Origin of the sequence: Thioclava sp. F28-4 (genome assembly GCF_002020045.1) — a bacterium.
Classification (GTDB): Bacteria; Pseudomonadota; Alphaproteobacteria; order Rhodobacterales; family Rhodobacteraceae; genus Thioclava; species Thioclava sediminum.
Map to the genome: position 1 here is coordinate 39,049 of NZ_MPZQ01000008.1, position 19,993 is coordinate 59,041.

General features: G+C 62.7%; 19 protein-coding genes and 1 tRNA gene. 5 read left to right on the plus strand and 15 right to left on the minus strand.

All coding sequences use genetic code 11. From position 1 onward, the window contains the following. Nucleotides 1-38: 38 nt before the first annotated feature. Entirely contained in the window at nt 39-2,306 is a 2,268-nt protein-coding gene (locus tag BMI87_RS16300) for an NADP-dependent malic enzyme (protein WP_078522677.1), read from the plus strand. A 39-nt stretch (nt 2,307-2,345) separates the two neighbouring features. Here BMI87_RS16300 and phoB read toward each other — a convergent pair whose 3' ends face one another. The 11 genes from phoB to tsaD all read right to left on the minus strand — a co-directional run bounded on the left by phoB (nt 2,346) and on the right by tsaD (nt 12,327). Then, nucleotides 2,346-3,038: a phosphate regulon transcriptional regulator PhoB gene (gene phoB / locus BMI87_RS16305; RefSeq protein ID WP_078522678.1), complete on the minus strand. Its 693-nt coding sequence runs from the start codon at nt 3,036-3,038 to the stop codon at nt 2,346-2,348. Between the two features lie 14 nt (nt 3,039-3,052). Continuing rightward, nucleotides 3,053-3,742, minus strand: a complete 690-nt coding sequence (phoU, locus tag BMI87_RS16310; protein WP_210402485.1) for a phosphate signaling complex protein PhoU — start codon at nt 3,740-3,742, stop codon at nt 3,053-3,055. A gap of 14 nt (nt 3,743-3,756) precedes the next feature. Further along, a complete protein-coding gene (gene pstB / locus BMI87_RS16315; protein ID WP_078522679.1) occupies nt 3,757-4,554 on the minus strand; it encodes a phosphate ABC transporter ATP-binding protein PstB in 798 nt (265 codons plus the stop codon). Between the two features lie 15 nt (nt 4,555-4,569). Next, the gene (pstA, locus tag BMI87_RS16320; RefSeq protein ID WP_078522680.1) at nt 4,570-5,922 is read right to left on the minus strand and encodes a phosphate ABC transporter permease PstA; all 1,353 of its coding nucleotides are present in this window, start codon (nt 5,920-5,922) and stop codon (nt 4,570-4,572) included. Beyond that, on the minus strand, nt 5,919-7,400 hold the full coding sequence (pstC, locus tag BMI87_RS16325; protein WP_078522681.1) for a phosphate ABC transporter permease subunit PstC: 1,482 nt from the start codon (nt 7,398-7,400) through the stop codon (nt 5,919-5,921). The genes pstA and pstC overlap by 4 nt, the downstream gene beginning before the upstream one ends. A gap of 81 nt (nt 7,401-7,481) precedes the next feature. Continuing rightward, the gene (locus BMI87_RS16330) at nt 7,482-8,522 is read right to left on the minus strand and encodes a PstS family phosphate ABC transporter substrate-binding protein (protein ID WP_078522682.1); all 1,041 of its coding nucleotides are present in this window, start codon (nt 8,520-8,522) and stop codon (nt 7,482-7,484) included. Between the two features lie 131 nt (nt 8,523-8,653). Then, nucleotides 8,654-9,265 carry a CbiX/SirB N-terminal domain-containing protein gene (locus BMI87_RS16335; protein ID WP_168175227.1) on the minus strand — a complete coding sequence of 204 codons (612 nt, stop codon included), beginning with the start codon at nt 9,263-9,265 and terminating at the stop codon, nt 8,654-8,656. A 321-nt stretch (nt 9,266-9,586) separates the two neighbouring features. Further along, on the minus strand, nt 9,587-10,009 hold the full coding sequence (locus BMI87_RS16340) for an EVE domain-containing protein (RefSeq protein WP_078522684.1): 423 nt from the start codon (nt 10,007-10,009) through the stop codon (nt 9,587-9,589). Next, on the minus strand, nt 10,009-10,278 hold the full coding sequence (locus BMI87_RS16345) for a YciI family protein (protein WP_078522685.1): 270 nt from the start codon (nt 10,276-10,278) through the stop codon (nt 10,009-10,011). Before BMI87_RS16345 ends, BMI87_RS16340 begins: the two co-directional genes overlap by 1 nt. A gap of 1 nt (nt 10,279) precedes the next feature. After that, complete coding sequence (locus BMI87_RS16350; protein WP_078522686.1) at nt 10,280-11,236, minus strand: NAD(P)H-dependent glycerol-3-phosphate dehydrogenase; 957 nt, start codon at nt 11,234-11,236, stop codon at nt 10,280-10,282. Continuing rightward, nucleotides 11,233-12,327 (minus strand): tRNA (adenosine(37)-N6)-threonylcarbamoyltransferase complex transferase subunit TsaD, encoded by a 1,095-nt coding sequence (gene tsaD / locus BMI87_RS16355; RefSeq protein WP_078522687.1) that lies wholly within the window; start codon nt 12,325-12,327, stop codon nt 11,233-11,235. The genes BMI87_RS16350 and tsaD overlap by 4 nt, the downstream gene beginning before the upstream one ends. 73 nt (nt 12,328-12,400) lie before the next feature. Here tsaD and BMI87_RS16360 point away from each other — a divergent pair, with 73 nt between their 5' ends. Next, complete coding sequence (locus tag BMI87_RS16360; protein ID WP_078522688.1) at nt 12,401-13,126, plus strand: uroporphyrinogen-III synthase; 726 nt, start codon at nt 12,401-12,403, stop codon at nt 13,124-13,126. A 61-nt stretch (nt 13,127-13,187) separates the two neighbouring features. Here BMI87_RS16360 and BMI87_RS22210 read toward each other — a convergent pair whose 3' ends face one another. After that, a complete protein-coding gene (locus tag BMI87_RS22210; RefSeq protein ID WP_146681643.1) occupies nt 13,188-13,844 on the minus strand; it encodes a hypothetical protein in 657 nt (218 codons plus the stop codon). Between BMI87_RS22210 and BMI87_RS16370 the strand changes: the two genes are divergently transcribed. The 3 genes from BMI87_RS16370 to BMI87_RS16380 all read left to right on the plus strand — a co-directional run bounded on the left by BMI87_RS16370 (nt 13,807) and on the right by BMI87_RS16380 (nt 16,350). Next, complete coding sequence (locus BMI87_RS16370) at nt 13,807-14,694, plus strand: COG4223 family protein (protein ID WP_146681644.1); 888 nt, start codon at nt 13,807-13,809, stop codon at nt 14,692-14,694. The genes BMI87_RS22210 and BMI87_RS16370 overlap by 38 nt on opposite strands. A 10-nt stretch (nt 14,695-14,704) precedes the next feature. Then, nucleotides 14,705-16,222 (plus strand): heme biosynthesis protein HemY, encoded by a 1,518-nt coding sequence (locus BMI87_RS16375; protein WP_078522691.1) that lies wholly within the window; start codon nt 14,705-14,707, stop codon nt 16,220-16,222. A 52-nt stretch (nt 16,223-16,274) separates the two neighbouring features. Then, nucleotides 16,275-16,350: transfer RNA gene (locus BMI87_RS16380), tRNA-Thr, on the plus strand. Nucleotides 16,351-16,432: 82 nt separating this feature from the next. Here BMI87_RS16380 and BMI87_RS16385 read toward each other — a convergent pair. Genes BMI87_RS16385 through flgK form a run of 3 tightly spaced genes read right to left on the minus strand, consistent with a single transcriptional unit; the run spans nt 16,433 to nt 19,987 of the window. After that, entirely contained in the window at nt 16,433-17,530 is a 1,098-nt protein-coding gene (locus BMI87_RS16385) for a flagellar basal body P-ring protein FlgI (RefSeq protein ID WP_078522692.1), read from the minus strand. After that, a complete protein-coding gene (locus BMI87_RS16390) occupies nt 17,530-18,531 on the minus strand; it encodes a flagellin (RefSeq protein ID WP_078522693.1) in 1,002 nt (333 codons plus the stop codon). Before BMI87_RS16390 ends, BMI87_RS16385 begins: the two co-directional genes overlap by 1 nt. Nucleotide 18,532: 1 nt before the next feature. Beyond that, nucleotides 18,533-19,987 carry a flagellar hook-associated protein FlgK gene (gene flgK, locus BMI87_RS16395; RefSeq protein WP_078522694.1) on the minus strand — a complete coding sequence of 485 codons (1,455 nt, stop codon included), beginning with the start codon at nt 19,985-19,987 and terminating at the stop codon, nt 18,533-18,535. Between the last annotated feature and the right edge of the window lie 6 nt (nt 19,988-19,993).

Sequence of the window (19,993 nt, forward strand, 5' to 3'; positions counted from 1 at the left end):
TTAAACGGGTTCGGACCTGCAGGAGGAGCACCGTCCCAATGCCCAGCAAGAACCGTATCACGCCCGAAGAGGCGTTGGCCTATCACCTCGACCCGCATCCGGGGAAATACGACATCACGGCGTCGAAGCCGATGACATCGCAGCGCGACCTTTCGCTGGCCTACAGCCCCGGCGTCGCGGTTCCGGTGGAGGCGATCGCCGAGAACCCGGAGCTGGCCTACGATTACACCGTGAAGGGGAACATGGTCGCCGTGATCTCGAACGGCTCGGCCATTCTAGGGCTCGGCAATCTCGGGGCGCTGGCCTCGAAACCGGTGATGGAGGGAAAGGCGGTCCTCTTCAAGCGGTTCGCCGATGTGAACGCGATCGATATCGAGCTCGATACCGAGGATGCCGACGAGATCATCAACGCGGTGAAGCTGATGGGGCCGACTTTCGGGGGGATCAACCTCGAGGATATCAAGGCGCCGGAATGTTTCATCATCGAGCAGCGGCTCAAGGAGCTGATGGACATCCCGGTGTTCCACGACGATCAGCACGGCACGGCGGTGATCTGTGCGGCGGGGCTGATCAACGCGCTGGAGCTGTCGGGCAAGAAGATCGAGGACTGCAAGATCGTGCTGAACGGCGCGGGCGCTGCGGGCATCGCCTGTCTGGAGCTCGTGAAGGCGATGGGCGCGAAGCACGACAATTGCATCATGTGCGACACCAAGGGTGTGATCTATCAAGGTCGTACCGAGGGCATGAACCAGTGGAAATCGGCCCATGCCGCGGTGACCGAGGCGCGCTCGCTCGAAGAGGCGATGGAAGGCGCGGATGTGTTCCTTGGCGTCTCGGCCAAGGGTGCGGTGACGCCCGAGATGGTGCAGTCAATGGCCGACAATCCGGTGATCTTCGCGATGGCGAACCCAGATCCGGAGATCACGCCGGAAGAGGCGCAATCGGTGCGCCCCGATGCGATCGTGGCGACGGGGCGGTCGGACTATCCGAACCAGGTGAACAACGTTCTCGGCTTCCCCTACCTGTTCCGCGGTGCGCTCGACATCCACGCCCGCGCGATCAATGACGAGATGAAGATCGCCTGCGCCAACGCCTTGGCGGAACTGGCGCGCGAGGATGTGCCCGACGAGGTCGCGATGGCCTATGGGCGCAAGCTCAGCTTCGGGCGCGATTACATCATTCCGACGCCCTTCGATCCGCGGCTGATCCACGTGATCCCGCCGGCGGTCGCAAAAGCCGGGATGGATACCGGCGTTGCGCGCCGTCCGATCATCGACATGGAGGGCTATGCGCAAAGTCTGAAAGCCCGGATGGACCCGACCGCGTCGATCCTGCAGGGCATCCAGAGCCGTGCGCGTCAGGCGCAGGCGAAGATGATCTTTGCAGAGGGCGATGACGAGCGCGTGCTGCGCGCCGCCGTGGCCTATCAGCGCTCCGGCATGGGCGAGGCGCTGGTCGTGGGCCGCGAGCAGGATGTGAAGGAAAAGCTTGAAGCGGCTGGCTTGGGCGATGCCTATCGCGAGCTGCGCGTGGTGAATGCGGCCAATTCCAAGAATACCGAGACCTACAAGGACTTCCTGTATGAGCGTCTGCAGCGACAGGGTGTGGATCGCGAGGATGCGCATAAGCTGGCGACGCGCGACCGGCATGTCTTCGCGGCGCTGATGCTGGTGCATGGGCATGGCGATGCGTTGGTCACGGGCGCGACCCGAAAATCGGCGCATGTTCTGGAACTGATCAACAAGGTCATCGACGCGAAGCCCTCGGATGGGGCGGTCGGGATCACTGCCCTGTTGAACAAGGGTCGCGTGGTGCTGATCGGCGATACGCTGGTGCATGAATGGCCCGACGAGAACGATCTGGCCGATATCGCGACGGCGGGCGCGCATGTCGCCCGCGGTCTGGGCCTTGAGCCGCGCGTGGCTTTCTGTTCCTTCTCGACTTTCGGCTATCCGGTCTCGGAACGGGCCACGAAGATGCATGTCGCGCCGAAGGTGCTCGACGCACGCGGGGCGGATTTCGAGTATGATGGCGAGATGACCGTCGATGTGGCGCTCAACATGGATCAGATGAAGAACTACCCGTTCTGTCGTCTGACCGGCCCCGCCAATATCCTCGTCGTGCCGGCACGCCATTCGGCGTCGATCTCTGTGAAGCTGATGCAGGAGATGGCGGGCGCCACTGTGATCGGCCCGATCCTGACCGGGACGAGCCATGCGGTGCAGCTGTGTTCGACCACGTCGACGGTGAACGACATCCTGAACATGGCGGCGCTTGCCTCGTGCAAGCTGTGCCTGAAGGACTGAATTGAAAAGGCGCGCGGTGATCCGCGCGCCTGTTTCGCTTTATCCCAGCGCGTAGCCCGTGCCGCGCACCGTGCGCACCGGATCATCCCCGCCATTGGCCATCAGCGCCTTGCGCAGCCGCCCGACATGGACGTCGATGGTGCGGGTGTCGACATAGATGTCGCGCCCCCAGACCCGGTCGAGCAGTTGATCGCGGGTCCAGACGCGGCCCGGTTTTTCCATCATCGTCGAGAGCAGCCGGAACTCGGTCGGGCCGAGTTTCAGCGGTTGGCCGTTGCGGAAAACGCGGTGTTCCTCGGCATCGAGGATGATGTCCTCGAAGCTCAGCCGCTCGCCCATCGTCGCGGGCCGCGTGCGGCGCAGCTGGGTGCGCACGCGCGCCATCAGCTCGACGACTGAGTACGGTTTCACGACGTAGTCGTCCGCGCCGGTCTCGAGGCCCCGCACCCGGTCCACCTCTTCGGAGCGTGCCGAGAGCATGATGACAGGAATGTTGCGGGTCTCAGAATTCGCCTTCACGCGGCGACAAATCTCGATGCCGGAGACATTGGGCAGCATCCAATCCAGCACGATCAGATCGGGCTTCTCTTCCTTCAGGAACAAGAGGCCCTCGTCTCCGTTCTCCGCCATCACGACGCGAAACCCTTCGGCTTCGAGGTTGTAGCTGAGAACTTCGCGCTGGGCGTTTTCGTCTTCAACCACAAGGACACAGGGTTGTTGGGCTGGCGACATTTCTCAGGTCTCCGTCACATTACGCTCGAGCTTTTCGGGCGCGCGTCTTCCGGCATTTCGCCGGTCACGAGGTAGATCACCTGCTCGGCGATCGTCGTCGCATGGTCGCCCATCCGTTCGATATTCTTGGCGATGAAATGCAGGTGCATGCAGGGCGTGATGTTGCGCGGGTCTTCCATCATGTAGGTCAGGAATTCGCGGAACAGCGCGTTATACATCTGGTCAACTTCAAGATCGCGCTCGCGCACATCGGCGGCCAATTTCGGGTCGCGCTGGATATAGGCGTCGAGCGCGTCTTTCAGCATCGCTTCCGTCGTGCCCGCCATGCGGCGGATCGCGGTTGCGGTGCCGCTGATCTGCGGCCCGTCGGACAGGACCTGCGTGCGCTTGGCGATGTTCTTCGCGTAATCGCCGACCCGCTCGAGGCTCGCCGAGATCTTGATGACCGAGAGCGCCATGCGCAGGTCGCGCGCGGCGGGGGCGCGCAGGGCGATCAGGCGCGCGGCCTCTTCGTTGATCTTCTCTTCCAGCTCGTCGACGGCGCGGTCGCGGCCGCGGATTTCCTCGGCCAGTTCGAGATCGCGCACTTCGAGCGCGCGGGCGCTTTCAAGGATCTGCTCCTCGACGAGGCCGCCCATTTTGACGACCAATGCCTGCACCGCTTCGAGATCGCGGTCGAAGGCGGAAAGAATGTGCTCGCTCATGATTATTTGCCTCCTCAGCCGATACGGCCGGTAATGTAGCTTTCCGTCCGGCTGTCGGACGGGTTGGTGAAAATCTTGTCCGTGTCGTCGTATTCGACGAGGTTCCCGAGGTGGAAGAACGCGGTCTTCTGACTGACGCGCGCGGCCTGCTGCATCGAGTGCGTCACGATCACCACCGAGAAATTCGCGCGAAGCTCGTCGATCAGTTCCTCGACCTGCGCGGTCGCGATCGGGTCGAGCGCCGAGCAGGGCTCGTCCATCAGCAGCACTTCCGGCGAGGTCGCCACGGCGCGCGCGATGCACAGGCGCTGTTGCTGACCGCCCGAAAGCCCGGTGCCGGGTGCGTGCAGGCGATCTTTCACCTCGTTCCACAGCGCGGCCTTGCGCAGCGAGTCCTCGACCACCTGATCCAGCTCGGCCTTGTTCTTCGTGAGGCCGTGGATTTTCGGGCCGTAGGCCACGTTGTCGTAGATCGACTTCGGGAACGGGTTCGGTTTCTGGAACACCATGCCGACCTTGGCGCGCAGCTGCACCGGGTCGACGCGCTTGTCGTAGATGTCTTCGCCGTCGAGTTTGATATCGCCCTCGACGCGGCAGATATCGATCGTGTCGTTCATCCGGTTCAGGCAGCGCAGGAAGGTCGACTTCCCGCAGCCCGACGGGCCGATGAACGCGGTGACGGTCTTGTCGAGAATGTCGACATCGACGTCCTTGATCGCGTGGGTGTCGCCGTAATGGACCTGCACGTTGCGTGCGGTGATCTTGATGTCGTCAGTGGTCACGGCTCTCTCCGTCAGGCTCATGTCTTCCATTTGTCTCGCGCTCCCTTACCAGCGACGCTCGAATTTGCGGCGCAGGATGATGGCGATGATGTTCATGCCCAGAAGGAAGATCAGCAGAATGATGATACCTCCCCAGGCGCGTTCGTAAAATGCCGGGTCGGCGCGCTTGGCCCATTCGTAGATCTGCGCGGGCATGGCCGAGTTGGGCGAGACGAAGCCGTCGAGGAACCCGTCCGGCGAGTTGGTCGCGATATAGCCCACCATCCCGATCAGCAGGAGCGGTGCGGTCTCGCCCAGAGCCTGCGCCAGACCAATGATCGTCCCGGTCAGGATGCCGGGCATCGCCAGCGGCAGAACGTGGTGGAAGACCGATTGCATTTTCGATGCGCCAACACCGAGGGCGGCGTCGCGGATCGAGGGCGGCACGGCTTTCAGCGCGGCGCGGGTCGAGATGATGATCGTCGGCAGGGTCATCAGCGTCAGCACGAGCCCACCGACCAGCGGGGCCGATTGCGGCAGATGCGCGAACTGGATGAAGACCGCGAGGCCGAGGATACCGAAGACGATCGACGGCACCGCGGCGAGGTTCGAGATGTTCACTTCGATCAGGTCGGTGATGCGGTTCTTCGGCGCGAATTCTTCCAGATAGATCGAGGCAGCGACCCCGATCGGCAGGGCCAGCACCAGCACCACCAGCATCATGTAGAACGAACCCAGCATCGAGATCCCGATCCCGGCCTGTTCGGCGCGGCTGTCGGACGCGTCGGCGCCGAAGATGAAGGCCCAATTGAAACCTTTGTGGATGATGCCCGCGTCGCGCAGCTGATCGACAAGGTCAAGCTGCGCCACGGTGATGTTCTTGTCCTTGGCGATCTCGTCGCGATGCACCCGGCCCTTGAGGTAGCTGTCCACCCGCGACGAGGCGAGAATCTTGAAATCCACCGTCGTGCCGATGATCGACGGGTCGGCGAGGACCGCGTCGCGCACCTGGCTCGCAGCCGAGGCCGAGATCAGGTTCTTCATGTCCTTCGCCTTGGCGAGATCGGTCGTCGCGCCGGATTTCTCCACCGCGTCGAGCAAGCCTTTCTCGATCAGCGGCTTGTAGGTGAAGGTCGTCGCCTTCTTCAGATCCTCCGGATCGCGGTTGCCCTTCTTGTCGAGCTTCGCGGCGTCCAGATAGACCGGCACCTCGACAAAGGTCTGCTGAAACGCGGTCGCGCCGTTGGAGACGATCGTCACCAGCAGGATCACGAGGAAAGCGAGGCCGATCCCGATCGCCCCAATGCCGAGCGCCTTGAAGCGTTTCTCGGAGGCGTTGCGGCGTTTCGTGCGGGCATCGACATGATGCAGCGAACGCGTCGCGGGTTGGCCTGCGCCGTGTTGGGTCGCATCACTCATTCGTATTGCTCCCGGTATTTGCGCACGATGTAGAGCGCGAAGATGTTGAGCCCGAGCGTCAGGACGAACAGCGTCATGCCGAGCGCGAAGGCGACCAGCGCCTCAGGCGAGGCGAAATCGGCATCACCGGTCAGCTGCGAGACGATCTTGGCGGTGACGGTGGTCATCGCGTCGAACGGGTTCATGCTGAGCCGCGCGGCGGCGCCTGCGCCCAGCACCACAATCATCGTCTCGCCAATGGCGCGCGAGGTCGCCAGAAGCACGGCGCCGACGATGCCGGGCAGAGCTGCGGGCAGGATCACCTGCTTGATCGTTTCGGATTTCGTCGCGCCGAGGCCGTAGGAGCCGTCGCGCAAGCTTTGCGGCACCGCGTTGATGATGTCGTCGGACAGCGAGGAGACGAAGGGGATCAGCATGATGCCCATCACCAGACCCGCGGTCATCACCGCCGTGCCCGCATGCATCCAGCCGCCATCGGCCATCGCAGCGGTCGGGCCATTCGCGCCGAAGATCGACAGCAGGAAGGGGCCGACGGTCAGCAGGGCGAAAAGGCCGTAAACGATGGTCGGGATACCGGCGAGCACTTCGAGCAGCGGTTTCACGACGCCGCGCACCGATTTTGTCGCGTATTCCGACAGGTAGACGGCGGCGAACAGCCCGATCGGCACCGCGACCAGAAGCGCCACCAGCGAGATGTAGAGCGTGCCCCAGAGAAGCGGCAGGATGCCCAGCTCCGATCCGCCGCCGAAGCTCGGCGACCAGGTCGTGCCGAAGAAGAAGTCGGTGATCGGATAGAGGCGGAAGAACTCGATCGTGTTGAAAACCAGCGACAAAACGATGCCGATCGTCGTCAGGATCGCGATGGAGGCCGCGGCGATCAGCAGAACGCGCACGCCCTTTTCGACCGTGTTGCGCGCGCGGAAATCCTTGTTCGTGCGCAGGTAGGCGAAGGCAAAGCCCGCGATGGCTGCCAGCAGAACCAGTACCGTCATCGCCAGATCGCCCACCGAGGTCATGTCACGATAGGTTTGCGCCGCGTTCAGCGTCGCCGGATCGACACTGGAGCCGAGCGCGACCCCGACCGAGCCGAGAATTTCGCGCAGGTCCGTGGTTTGCAGATCGATATTCGCGGCTTGCCGTGCGCTCAGTGCGCCTTGGGCAATTGCGGTTTCGAGACCATCCGCGACGCGCCGGACATCCGACATCACGAGGCTCATGTTCGAGCCGTCCAGCAGCGCATCGGGAATCTCGGCGGAGACGCGGGCATTCACGATCAGCGGCTGCGCCACCATCCAGACCAGCAGCAGCAGGAGCGCCGGCACAGCGGTGAACATCGCGACGTTGAAGCCGTAGTAATTCGGCAGGCTGTGCAGAGACCGTCGGTCTTCGCCTGCCGAATGCAGCGCACGCATTCGGCCCATCACGAAGCCGACGACTGCCAGCACGACCACGATCACAACGATCCACAAAACAGGCATTTCAGCCCCACCAGTTGAAAATAACCAAAAAGGAAAAAGGGGGCAGCGAAATAAGCCGCCCCCTGAAGATAGCGGTCTCGATTACGAGCCCGAACCCATGGTCACTTCGTTCGCCACGGCATCCTGGGTCTTGGCCAGTTCCGGGTCAGCAACGAGGCCGTACTGAGCGAGCGGGCCGTCGGGGCCAGCGATCTCGTCGGAGACGAAGAACTCAGCGTATTCCTTCAGGCCGGGGATCACGCCGATATGCGCTTTCTTGACGTAGAAGTAGAGCGGACGCGACACCGGGTACTCGCCCGAAGCGATGGTCTCGGTCGAGGGCTCAACACCCGACATGGTCGCGACTTTCAGCTTGTCAGTGTTGTTCTCGTAGAACGCCAGACCGAAGACGCCGATGCCGTTCGGGTTCGAGCCGATGCGGGCGAGGGTTTCGGTGTAGTCGCCGTCGATGTCGACAGCCTTGCCGTCGGTGCGGACTTCCATGCAGGCCTTGCCGGCTGCTTTTTCGTCCATGCCCGAAGCGATGAAGGCTTCTTTCGCGCCGGTCGCTTCACAGCCAGCTTCCAGAACCTTCTCTTCGAAGACTTCACGGGTGCCGTGCTTGGTGCCCGGGATGAAGGCGATGATGTCGGCATCCGGCAGGTCGGAGTTGAACTCGTTCCACTTGGCGTAGCCGTTGTCGACGATTTCGCCGTCCTTCAGGACCTTCGCGCCGAGCGCGTTGAAGATGTCTGAGGGGGTGAAAGCGTTGAAGGCCGGGCCGTCTTTTTGCGACGCGAAGACGATGCCGTCATAGCCGATGCGGACTTCCATGATGTCGGTGACGCCGTTGTCGGCGCAGGTCGCGACTTCTTTGTCCTTGATCTTGCGCGAAGCGTTCGCGACGTCGATCGTGTTTTCGCCAACGCCTTCGCAGAAGCGCTTCAGGCCAGCCGAGGAGCCGCCCGATTCCACGACCGGGGTCGGGTAATCGAAGTTTTCACCGAAAGCTTCGGCGACGATGGAGGCGTAGGGCAGCACGGTCGAGGAACCGGCGTCCTGGATGTTGTCACGCGCGAAAGCGGCGGTGCCCGAAGCGGCGACGATCGCGATCGCGGAAGCGGCGAGATTGAACGATTTCATAGATCACTCCCAGTGTTCTCAAATTTGGGCCGTCGAGTGGCCTCAGCGCGGTCCTAGGGGTCTTCGATGACGCTTATGCAAACATTATGTAACAGCTATGTGACAATCTACGAGTCCGTGAAGGTTCGTGATCAGGCCCGCGAAATCGCCTGTGCAATCAGGACGGGAACCTCACGATGGGCCCCAATCTCGGGCAAAAGGCGCCCTCGATAGCTAGCTGCTTGCAAGGCCTCAGGAATATCGCCTGTCACATGTCCTGCCCGCAGCGCGAAGAAGGGCAGACACACGCCATCCGGGTGCGCGCGGGCCACGTCTTCGAGGAACGGGGGCTCTTCGATCAGGGCCACATGAATCTCCGGCATCGCGGGATTGCGGCCCAAGGTCTCGGCCATGTCGTAAACCGAATTGCGCGATTTTCGCGATATTTTCGACCCGTGCGCCACGAGAATCAGGGGCGAGTCGGCTGGGATGTCCTCCGAGGCGCGCGCCTCGAAGATCACTCTGGTCAGCAGATCGGGCAGCGCAGGGTCGACGCCAAACGGCTCCAACTGGCGCGCGTGCGAGCCCGCCGCCTCCAGCCGCCGCGGAAGTTCGGTCTTGGTGAACCAGCCCTGCGCCATGAAATAGGGATAGATCAACGGATCTTCGTGCCGCGCCAAGGCAGCCTCCAACGACCCCGGTTTCGCAAGGGTCGCGGCGTCTATCTTGCGGCCCGGCATCTCCTCCGAGACCTTATTGGCCAAGGAAAACAGAGCTTTCTCCTGAATTTCAGGCTCTGACGGGGATCCATGGGCGACGAGAATGACCGGCTGCATGCCCCTAGATTAGCGCGGCAGCGCCCTATGGCAATCACGCGTTTTCGGCGTAAGTTTTCGGTTAACGCTCTGAATTTTAATAATATTGTCCGTAGAAGCCATTTGCGCGACCGCATCTTTGCATATACGCATAATGCAGAGGCCAGGATGGCCAGACCCGAGATTTAGTTTCACGTGTGGTGCGTAGGGGTGCACGTGGGTGAAGGAGGGTTCTGGCTGGGGTGCCGGAACCCTCCTGTTTTATCCGGTTCAGGTCGGATCGGTCTCGCCCATCTCGCAGACGATCTTCCATTCCTCTTCGGTGACAGGCTGAACCGACAGCCGCATCGAGGTCACAAGCGACATCTCCGACAGACGCGGCTCGCCTTTCACATCGGCCAGTGTGACCGGCTTGGTGAAGGGCCGCACCGCCTTGAGGTCCACGCAATCCCAGCGCGGATCGTCGGTCGTGGAATCCGGATGGCTCTCGGCCACGACTTCGCAGATCCCGACGACCTCCTTGCCGATATTCGAATGGTAGAACAGGCCGCGATCGCCGATCTTCATCTCGCGCATGTTGTTTCGCGCGAGATAGTTGCGAATGCCGTCCCATTCCTCGCCCGCGTCGCCCTTGGCGACCAGATCGTCCCAGGAAAACTTGTTGGGTTCCGATTTGAACAGCCAGTACCGCATCAGCCGATCACCTTTTTCCACGCCTTGACCTGCACATCCTCGAACAGCCCCGCCTTGGCATAGGGATCGTTCGCCGCCCAGTCCTGTGCCGCCTCGAGGCTGTCGACCTCCAAGATCACGAGCGAGCCGACCATCTGGTCATTCTCGATAAACGGGCCCGCCATGAAGACCACGCCAGTCTCTTCGATATAGGCGAGGTGCTTCTCGCGGTTGTCCATCCGGGTTTGCAGAGCGCCGGGTTTGTCGCGGCAGATCACGGCAAAATACATCTCATTCCTCCTTCAAGGGGCGGGCGAGCAGAGCCTGCATCGCCTCATCCACGCTGATTGACTGTTCGGTAAGCGCCATAACCATCGCGGCCACCGGAATTTCCAGACCGCGCGCATGGGCCAGCTTGTTCAGGGCCTGCGCGGTCGCGGCCCCCTCGACGGTAATCGAAGGATCGAAGACTTCGCCCGAGCCGATCGCGCAGCCGAACCGGAAATTGCGCGATTGCGTCGAGGTGCAGGTGAGAACCAGATCGCCGAAGCCCGACAGGCCCGACAGCGTCTCGGGCCGGGCTCCCAGCTCCGTTGCAATCCGCAACATTTCGGCGAAACCGCGGGTCATCAGCGCGGCGCGCGCGGAATCGCCAAGCCCCGCGCCAATCACGGTGCCCGCAGCGATTGCGTAGACATTCTTCAGCGCGCCGCCGAGTTCCGCCCCGGTCGTGTCGGTCGTGCGATACAGCCGCAGCGTCGGCGTCGACAGCTCGGCCTGCAGCTCCTCGGAATGATCGGTGCAGGCAAGCGTTAGCGCGGTGGGAAGGCCGCGCGCGATATCTCCGGCAAAGCTCGGCCCGGTCAGCACGGCAGCCCGCGCGCCCGGCACTTTCGCGCGGATCAGGGCCGTCGGCCCCTGGCCGGTGGACAGGTCGATCCCCTTGGAGCAGGAGACGAGGGTCTTGCCCGCAAGCGTGTCGGAATGGGTGTCGAGAAACCCGGCCATCTTTTGCATCGGCATAGCGAGAAGCAGCGTCTCGGCTTGCAGCGCATCCGCGATTTCCGCTGAAACAGTGACGTTTTCGGGTAGTTTGACACCCGGAAGGCGGCGCGCGTTTTCACCGCTCTCGCGCATGGCCTGCACATGCTCGGTATCGCGCGCCCAAAGGGTCACCGGCCCGTTTTGCGACAGCGTCACCGCCATCGCCGTGCCGAAAGCGCCCGCGCCCAGGACCGAAATACTCATGCCTTGGCCCCCTTCTTTCCCGACCCAAGAAGCGGTGCGGCGCTACGATCCAGTGGCCAGCGGGGGCGGGCGGTCAGGTCCATCCCGTCTTGCGCGCCGCTGCGGAACCGCTCGATCCCGGCCCATGCGATCATCGCGGCGTTATCGGTGCAAAGCTTCAAGGGCGGGGCTACGAATTCGGCGCCCATTTCACGTGAAACAGTCTCTAATCCAGCTCGAATGGCCTGATTTGCCGCGACACCGCCTGCGACCGCGAAGCCGGGGTTGGCGGGGGCGAGTTTGAGGTATTCCGCCAAGGCGCGCCGTGATTTCTCGACAAGCACATCGGCAATCGCCTGCTGGAAACCCGCGCAAAGATCGGCACGGATCTGGCGCGGCAGGCCGCCATGCTCCGCCACCACCTGATCGCGGGCGCGCAGCAGCGCGGTCTTCAGCCCAGAAAAGGACATATCGCAGCCCGGCCGATCCAGAAGCGGCCGCGGAAAGGCGAATGCCTTGGGATTGCCCTTGCGCGCCTCGGCCTCGACGGAGGGTCCGCCGGGTTGGGGCAGAGCCATCAGCTTCGCCGCCTTGTCGAAGGCCTCGCCCGGCGCGTCGTCGATCGTGCCGCCGAGCCGCGAGAACTCTTCCGGCCCTTTCGCGATCAGGAACTGACAATGCCCGCCGGAGACCAGCAGCATTAGATAGGGAAAAGCGAGCCCATCGGTCAGGCGCGGGGTCAGCGCATGGCCCGCCAAGTGGTTCACGCCAACCAGCGGCAGACCCGCCCCGGCGGCGAGACCCTTGGCGCACATCACGCCCGACATCACCCCGCCGATCAGCCCCGGACCCGCCGTCACCGCGATGCCATCCAGCGCGTCGAGCCCAAGCCCGGCCTCTTCCAGCGCCTCTTCGACGCAGAGATCGAGCTTCTCGGCATGAGCGCGCGCGGCGATTTCGGGGACCACGCCGCCGAAGGCCGCATGCAGATCGGTCTGCCCGGCGACGACGCTCGAGAGGATCTCCGGCTGGCCATCCGTCAGGCGCACGATCGCCGCTGCCGTATCGTCGCAGCTCGATTCCAGCCCGAGAAAGGTCAGCGTATCGGTCATCGGGGCGCCTGTTGCGTGGGTTATCCAACGCAGGTAACACCGGGGAAGCGTTCGCACAATCCCGGGGCGGTGGATGGACAGCCAGCCTGAGAGACCGATTCTCCTCGTCACGCGACCCGCCGTCGCGGCAGGGGGATTCGAAGAGGCATTCCGCAACAGGTTTGGGCATGATTGGCCTGTCATCGTCTCTCCGCTCACGGAGATCGAGCCTTTAGACACGCCGATACCCGAGTTTCAGACCGCAATCTTCACCTCGCAAAATGCCGTGGCCGCGTTCCGGCGACTGGCTCAGGGACAGGGCCGCCGGGCCTATTGCGTGGGGCAGCGTACGGCGCAGGCGGCACGCGAGGCCGGGTTCGATGCGATCGCCGGGCCGGGCGATGCGGAGGCGTTGAGCGAAATGATCGCGCAGCGTGAGCTCGGCGGAAAACTGCTCTTCCTTCGGGGAGAGCAGGTCGCCTTCGATCTCGAAAATCGGCTGAATTCCGCCGGAATAGAGACTGAATCTGCGATCATTTACCGCCAGGTCTCCCGCCCGTTGAGCGGTGAGGCGCAGGCGGCACTGCGCGCATCGCGCCCTGTATTGGTGCCGATTTTCTCGCCAAACGCGGTGGATCGCTTCCTAAAATCTATGCCCGACGCGCCTAAGCCGCCGCTCTTTGTCGCAGCCATGAGCGAGGCAGTGGCGTCTCGCCTCAAAAGCGCTAGCTTGTGCCATCTGGAAGTTGCCCCGCATCCCGATGCGCAAGGGATGCTCGATGCGCTTGCCGTCTTGCTGCAAAGGCAAAAGGCGGGTTGAGCAGTCGCGGACTGACTTCTAAGTTGATGTGAACGCGCAATTTGGTGCGGCAGTGGAGGGCTTAGACGATGGCGAAACGGACAACCGGGAAATCTTCCGATACGAGCAAGCCGGAAGACGCGAAATCGACGACCGAGTCCGAGACCAAATCTGACGCAACCTCTTCGCAAACCCCGAAGGATAGCAAGGCCGCCACGACTCCCGAGGCGACGGATAAGTCGAGCGCGGCTGCGACCAGCAAGCCCGCTACGGCATCGAAATCGAGCACGCCTGCGAAATCGTCCTCTACGTCTACGCCTGCGACCAAGGCGGATACGTCCAAGAGCACGAGCGGAACCTCCAAGCCGACCTCCACGCCGGCAACCAAAGCGGAGACGCCTGCGAAATCGGCGGTGGAGACGAAGTCCGGTTCTGCGACTGCGAAGGCTGAGACGACCTCGACCCCGGCCACGACCAGTGCCAAACCGGAGGCTGAGCCGAAGAAAACGGCCGCTAGCGGCGCCTCGGAAGATAAAGCGCATGCCGCGAAGCCTGCGAGCGCGGCGACGACCAGCAGCACCACGACCACCGACAAGACCCCGCCGAAAAGCGATACGGCAAAGGCGAGCACCTCGCCCCAGCCGGTGATCGAGAAGCGCGGCGGGTTCGGGTCCGCTTTCCTGGGCGGTGTGATTGCGGCTGTGATCGGGGCGGGCGTCGCGATCTGGGCGATCCCCAATCTGCCGCCGCAACTTTCCGGATGGCTGCCGACCGCACCGGCCCCGGTGGACGAGGCGGCCATTCAAGCCAAGCTCGATGACCAATCGAAGCAAATCGGCCAACTCTCCGAAGAGATTGCGACCCTGAAATCGTCGCAGCCGCCCGCGCCGGATCTGTCGGGCGTTCAAGGCGCGCTCGATCAGGTTAACGCGGATATCCGGGCGAACAAATCCGCGCTGGAGGATCTGAAATCTCAGGTCGCGTCACTGCAAACCGACACTGGCGGCAGCGCGGCGCAAGCCGAGATCGAAGCGGCCGCGAAAGCCGCCGAAGCCCGGATCAAAGAAGCCGAAGCGCAGGCGCAGAGCCTGAAGTCGCAAAGCGAAGCGGCCGCCAAGGCGGCGATGACGCAGGCTGCGGCGGCGCGCGTGAAAGCGGCGCTGGATGCGGGCACCTCGCTCGATGCACCGCTGGCCGATCTGCGTGACGCGGGTGTCGAAATCCCGGCGGCGCTCAGTGGCGACATTCCGAGCCTTCAGTCGCTGCAATCGAGCTTCCCGGATGCCGCGCGGGCCGCGCTTCAGGCGGCGCGCCGTACCGAGACGGGCAGCTCGATCGGCGATCGCGTTGGCGCTTTCCTTCTGGCCCAGACCGGGGCGCGCTCGGTCGCGCCGAAAGAGGGCGATAGTGCAGATGCGGTCCTGTCGCGGGCGCAGGCCGATGTCGACCGGGGGGCCTTGTCCGAGGCGCTCGACGAGATCGCGAAACTGCCCGACCCCGCGCAGGAGGCGATGTCCGACTGGGTGAACCAGGCGAAAGCACGGGTGGCTGCGCTCGACGCGGCCAACCAGCTTGGCGCGACGCAATAAGGAGACAGACATGATCTGGTCATTCATCAAAATCGCGCTGTTTCTGATTGTCGTCGCCGCGGCGACCCTGGGCCTCGCGCATCTCGCCGAGATGACGGGCGGTCTGCGGATCACGACGCTCGGCATGGAATTCACCTTGGGCCCGCTGCAGGCGGTGATCGCGGCGATCATCCTCTTTATCGCGATCTGGATCGTGATCCGGGTCGTCGGTCTGGTGGTCGCCTTCCTGCGCTTCCTCGCCGGCGACGAAACCGCGATAACCCGCTATTTCGACCGGCATCGCGAACGCAAAGGCTATCAGGCTCTGTCCGAAGGGCTGCTCGCGGCGGCGTCCGGCGAGGGCAAGCTCGCCATGTCGAAAGCGGCGAAGGCCGAGCGCTATCTGCAACGTCCGGAGCTGACCAACCTTCTCACCGCGCAGGCGGCGGAAGCCTCGGGCGACTCGAAGAAAGCGACCGAAGTATACAAACGGCTCCTCGCCGATGACCGCACGCGGTTCGTGGGGATTCGCGGGCTGCTGCGCCAGAAGCTCGAAGAGGGCGATACCGAAACGGCGCTGAAGCTCGCGCAGAAAGCCTACGCGATCAAGCCGCGTCACCGCGAAGTTCAGGATACCCTTCTGGGTCTGCAGACCGAAACGGGCGACTGGAAAGGCGCGCGGGAGATTTTGCAGGCGAAGATGCGGCAGGGCGAATTGCCGCGCGACGTCCATAAGCGCCGCGATGCGGTCCTCGCGCTGCAAGAGGCCAAGGGCGTCTGGCAGGAAGGCGCGAGCGTCGAGGCGCGCGAAGCCGCGATTTCGGCTGCCAAAGCGTCGCCCGATCTGGTGCCTGCCGTCGTGATGGCGGCGCGCGCCTATATCGACAAGGGCAAGAAAGGCGCGGCGGAACGCATCCTGCGCAAGGCTTGGGAAGTGCGGCCGCATCCGGATCTTGCGACCGCTTTCGCGGAGATTACCCCGGATGAGACGCCGGAAGCACGGCTGAAGCGATTCTCGAAGCTGCTTTCGAGCCGTCCCGATCATGAGGAAACCCGCCTTCTGAAAGCGGAACTGAACATCGCGGCCGAAGACTTCCCGGCGGCGCGCCGGGCGCTGGGCGATCTCGTCGAAACCCATCCGACGGCCCGGTCGCTGACGATCATGGCGGCGGTCGAGCGTGGCGAAGGGGCGGAGGATGTCGTCGTGCGCGGGTGGTTGGCCCGAGCCCTGACTGCGCCCCGCGGTCCGCAATGGTGCTGCGACAAATGTCAAAACATTCAGTCCGAATGGACGCCGATCTGCGACAATTGCGGTGGCTTCGACACGCTCAGCTGGCGCGAGCCGCAACAGGCGCAGTCGCCGCTGCCGCATGGCGCTGAGATGCTGCCCTTGATTGTGGGCAAGCCGAGTGCCGAACCCTCGCCCAAGAAAGAGGATGAAGCCGAAGACGCCCCCATTCAGGACGCGGAAATCGTCGATCCACCGAAGGACGAAGGCGAGGCTGCAAGCGCATCGAAGGAGACGCAAAGCGGAACTGCGACAGCTTGATCATTTTGGGGCTACACATCCCCGAAAGAGCATGGTAATCGCCCGCCACAGTGCCGGTGTAGCTCAGCTGGTAGAGCACGTCATTCGTAATGATGGGGTCGTAGGTTCGAGTCCTATCACCGGCACCACTTCCTGAAAGTTCAGGCGCAGAGGCGGAACCGCAAGGTTCCGCTTCGCTTGTTTCAGGGCAGTCGTTCTCGAGGCTTCAGGTCAATTCACGACAAATTCGGCATGCAATGCGCCCGCGGCATTGATGCTCTTGAGGATGTCGATCATATCGCGCGGGCTAACGCCGAGCGCGTTGAGCCCCGCGACCAATTCCGATAGCGAGCTGCCCTGTGGGACTTCGGCCATGCGAATGCCTGGCTCTTCTGTGAGAGTCGCCTGCGATCTGGGGACGACGACCGTATCTCCTTGCGAAAACGGGTTAGGTTGCACCACAAGGGGACTTTCCTCCACTTTGAGGGTCAGATTTCCCTGACTGACGGCAACGCGTGAAATCCGCACGTCTTCCCCCATGACGATCGTACCCGAACGCTGGTCGACCACGACCCGGGCGCGCTGTTCTGGTTCGACACTGAGATTCTCTACCCGGCCGATCGCATGCGCGACCGAGCGCGCGCGGGTCTCACGAATGTTCAAAGCAACTGTACCGCCGTCGAGCATTTCCGCGACGCGCCGACCGTATTCGCGGTTAATGGCGGTTTCAATTCGGCTTGCAGTGGTGAAGTCGGGCGTGCGCAGCGCGAGGCGCACCGTATTGAGGTCGTTAATCTCGAAGGCGATTTCGCGCTCGACGCGCGCGCCGGATGGAATGTTTCCTGAGGTTGGTACGCCTTGAGTCACCGAAGCGGCGTTACCTTGTGCCACAGCGCCGCCGGCAATGATCGCTCCTTGCGCGACCGCATAGATTTCGCCATCTGCCGCTTTCAAAGGGGTCATCACGAGGGTGCCGCCAAGAAGGCTCTTGGCGTCACCAATCGCGGAGACGGTGATGTCGATTTGGCTTCCGGCGCGCGCGAAGGGTGGCAGGCTCGCCGTGATCATCACGGCGGCGACGTTCTTCGGTCGAAATTGTTCCCCGGTAACGTTAACGCCGAGCCGTTCGAGCATGTTCGACATGATCTCTTCGGTAAAGGGAGCGTTACGTAACCCGTCGCCCGTGCCGTTCAATCCAACCACCAGACCATAGCCGACGAGATCGTTCCCGCGCACTCCGTCGAATTCGACCAGATCCTTAATGCGGATCGGGGCGCAAAGAGCGATCGGCGGAAGGAAAACGAGGGCAACTAGCAACCAGCGCCACATCACATGTAATCCGTCATCGAGAGGTTGGAGAGCCGACTTGTCAGAAGATAGAGCGTCTCGATCTGGGAGCGTACCGCTTCGAGCGCGGTTGCCGAGGCGTACGGGTCGGCGCCGATGAGTTTCGTCCGTGCAATTTCAAGGCTGGCGCGTTCAGTATCGTTTCGCGTGGCTGCCGAGGCGACTTTGCCTTCGAACGAACCGACTTCCGCGGCGAGTTCGACAGTTGCGAGAGATCCCGAGTGAATCCTCTCACCCGCTTCCTTCGCAAGCGCGCTTCGCTCGACCAGGTCACCGTCAAACAAACCTCGGTCCAAAAGCGTGCCTATGGCGTAGCCCTTGATCGCATCTTTGACGCGTGGGTCATTTGCGGTGACATTGATCGCGGCGGTTTCGCCCTCTGCGACGTAGAATTTGCCCCTTGCTTCGCCACCTTGATAGGAGGTTGCGCTGAAACCGCTTGGGTCGGCGAACCACGTATCGAGGGTCGCGAGTACATCCGTCGCATTCGTCGCCCCTGAAATCTCCGCAGACAGGGACGTGATAATCGTTTCGGCATCGGGCAGCGGGGTCGTATCTCCTTGATCGCCCGCAAAAATATAGCGTCCGACAGAGTTCGTGTTGAGCGTTGCGATCAGCGCGTCGAACTTTTCGGCTGTCGACGCGACGGTCGCGTCGATCATGATCTTGCTGGAGGTGGTTGCGGCAGACATGAGGGCCGTACTGATGCCGTCGTCGAGGTTGCCGATCCACGCGAGGCTGCGTTGCATCGCGTCTGCATATTGGCTCGCCTCGGTAGTGGCGAGGTCGAATGCGTCGAACAATCTCAGGCTCCGATCGATTGCGGAGAGCGCGCCGAAGTCGCCGGATAGGGCGGCGCCGAGATCGGATTTGATACCAGACGTCACTTCTTGGGTAAGGGTCGCCAATTTTGTATCCAGCACTGCATTGTGGCGTCGCATCTGGAAATTCAGCGCCATGTCTCCAACAGAGAGATAGTTCATCTTAGATCTCCAGAAGATGTTTGATCAGTGCATCGACGGTTTGAATGACGCGTGCATTGGCGCTGTAGAGTTCTTCAATTTGCAGAAGTTTCTGCATTTCATGATCAGTATCGACGCCCTCAGCGAGGGCCTGCTCTTTCAATGTGTCGTAGCGGGTCGTTGCATAGATTTGAGTCGCCTCGTTGCTTTGGCGATCGCTCGTAACTTGGGACAAGAAGTTTGCGAAAAGCGCTGCGCTTGAATGAAGCGACGGGCCAAAATTTCCGGACGCGGGTGCGGACGCGGTTGTTAACGCTGAGGCGAGTGAGAAAAGATTTTCTGCGTTGCTCACGGGGCCAGGGGTAGATGCGCCGAACCCGTCACGCAGCAGCGAGAGCGAGCCTCCTTGTGCAGGGTCCGCGAGCGGGTTGATGACGATCCGACCGGCGAGGCCTGTTTCGTTGAGCGGGTCGAGCGGGCCCCCGCCATCTGTAAAGAGACCGGCTGCGCCGCCGCTGAGTGTTGGGTCGACCGCCGGGTCGCTGACCCTCTCGATCAGGTTGCGGGAGAGTGCGTCGATCTGAACCTGCAAGTTTGGAGCGAGCGTATCACGGATGGCGAAAAGGGCGCCTAGCGTGCCGCCGCCGAAGAACCCGTCATCGTCACTTGAGACGGCGTTTCCGTTGAGCTTCAGGCCTGAGAGAACTCCTCCGTCGTGGGTCATGTCTGGTGTAATGATTCCGCGCGCCGTGAACCCGATCTCCACTGGGTTGCCTTCGAGAAGGACGGCACCGCCTGTGGTGAAGAGTGAAATTTGATCGTTTTCGCGCGGGACTTGGCGGGTGGGGACGATGCTGGAAATCCGGTCGACCAGCGTTTGACGTTGGTCCTTGAGCGCATTCGTATCATGGCCTGCAGCCTTTCCGGCCAGGATCGTTGCGTTGAGTTCATCGACCTGCGCGAGCGCGCTGTTCAATGCGTCGACCTGCGTCGCGATTTTCCGGTCTGCGTCCATCCGGCTGTCCTGCAATTGTGCGGAGAGCGTATTCAGGTGCCCGGCAACCTCGCGGGCGGCGCTCAGCACTGTGGACAGGCGGGCTTCGCTTTCGGGGCGGCTGCCAGCTTCGACGAGCGAGGCTTCGAACTCTGCGAATTTGGAGGATAGGGAGTTCGCATCCTCCGGCGTGCCGATGCGCGCTTCGAAGGTTGAAAAAAAGTCGCCGCGCAGCGAAGCGTTTTGGGCCGCAGCATCGGAGAGGCGGAGATCGCTGCGGAGGGTTTCGTTGACGATGCGGTCGACGCTGAGCACGCGAACGCCGGCACCTTGCTGGCCGACGACCTGCGCGCCGAGTGAAATCTCGCGCCGGGCGTAGCCGTCGGTGAGCGCGTTGGCGGTATTGGAGGCAACGACCTCGGACATGCGAGAGGCCGCAGTGAGGCCCGACAAGGCATTGGATAGCGTTTGCGAGATTCCCATTGCGAC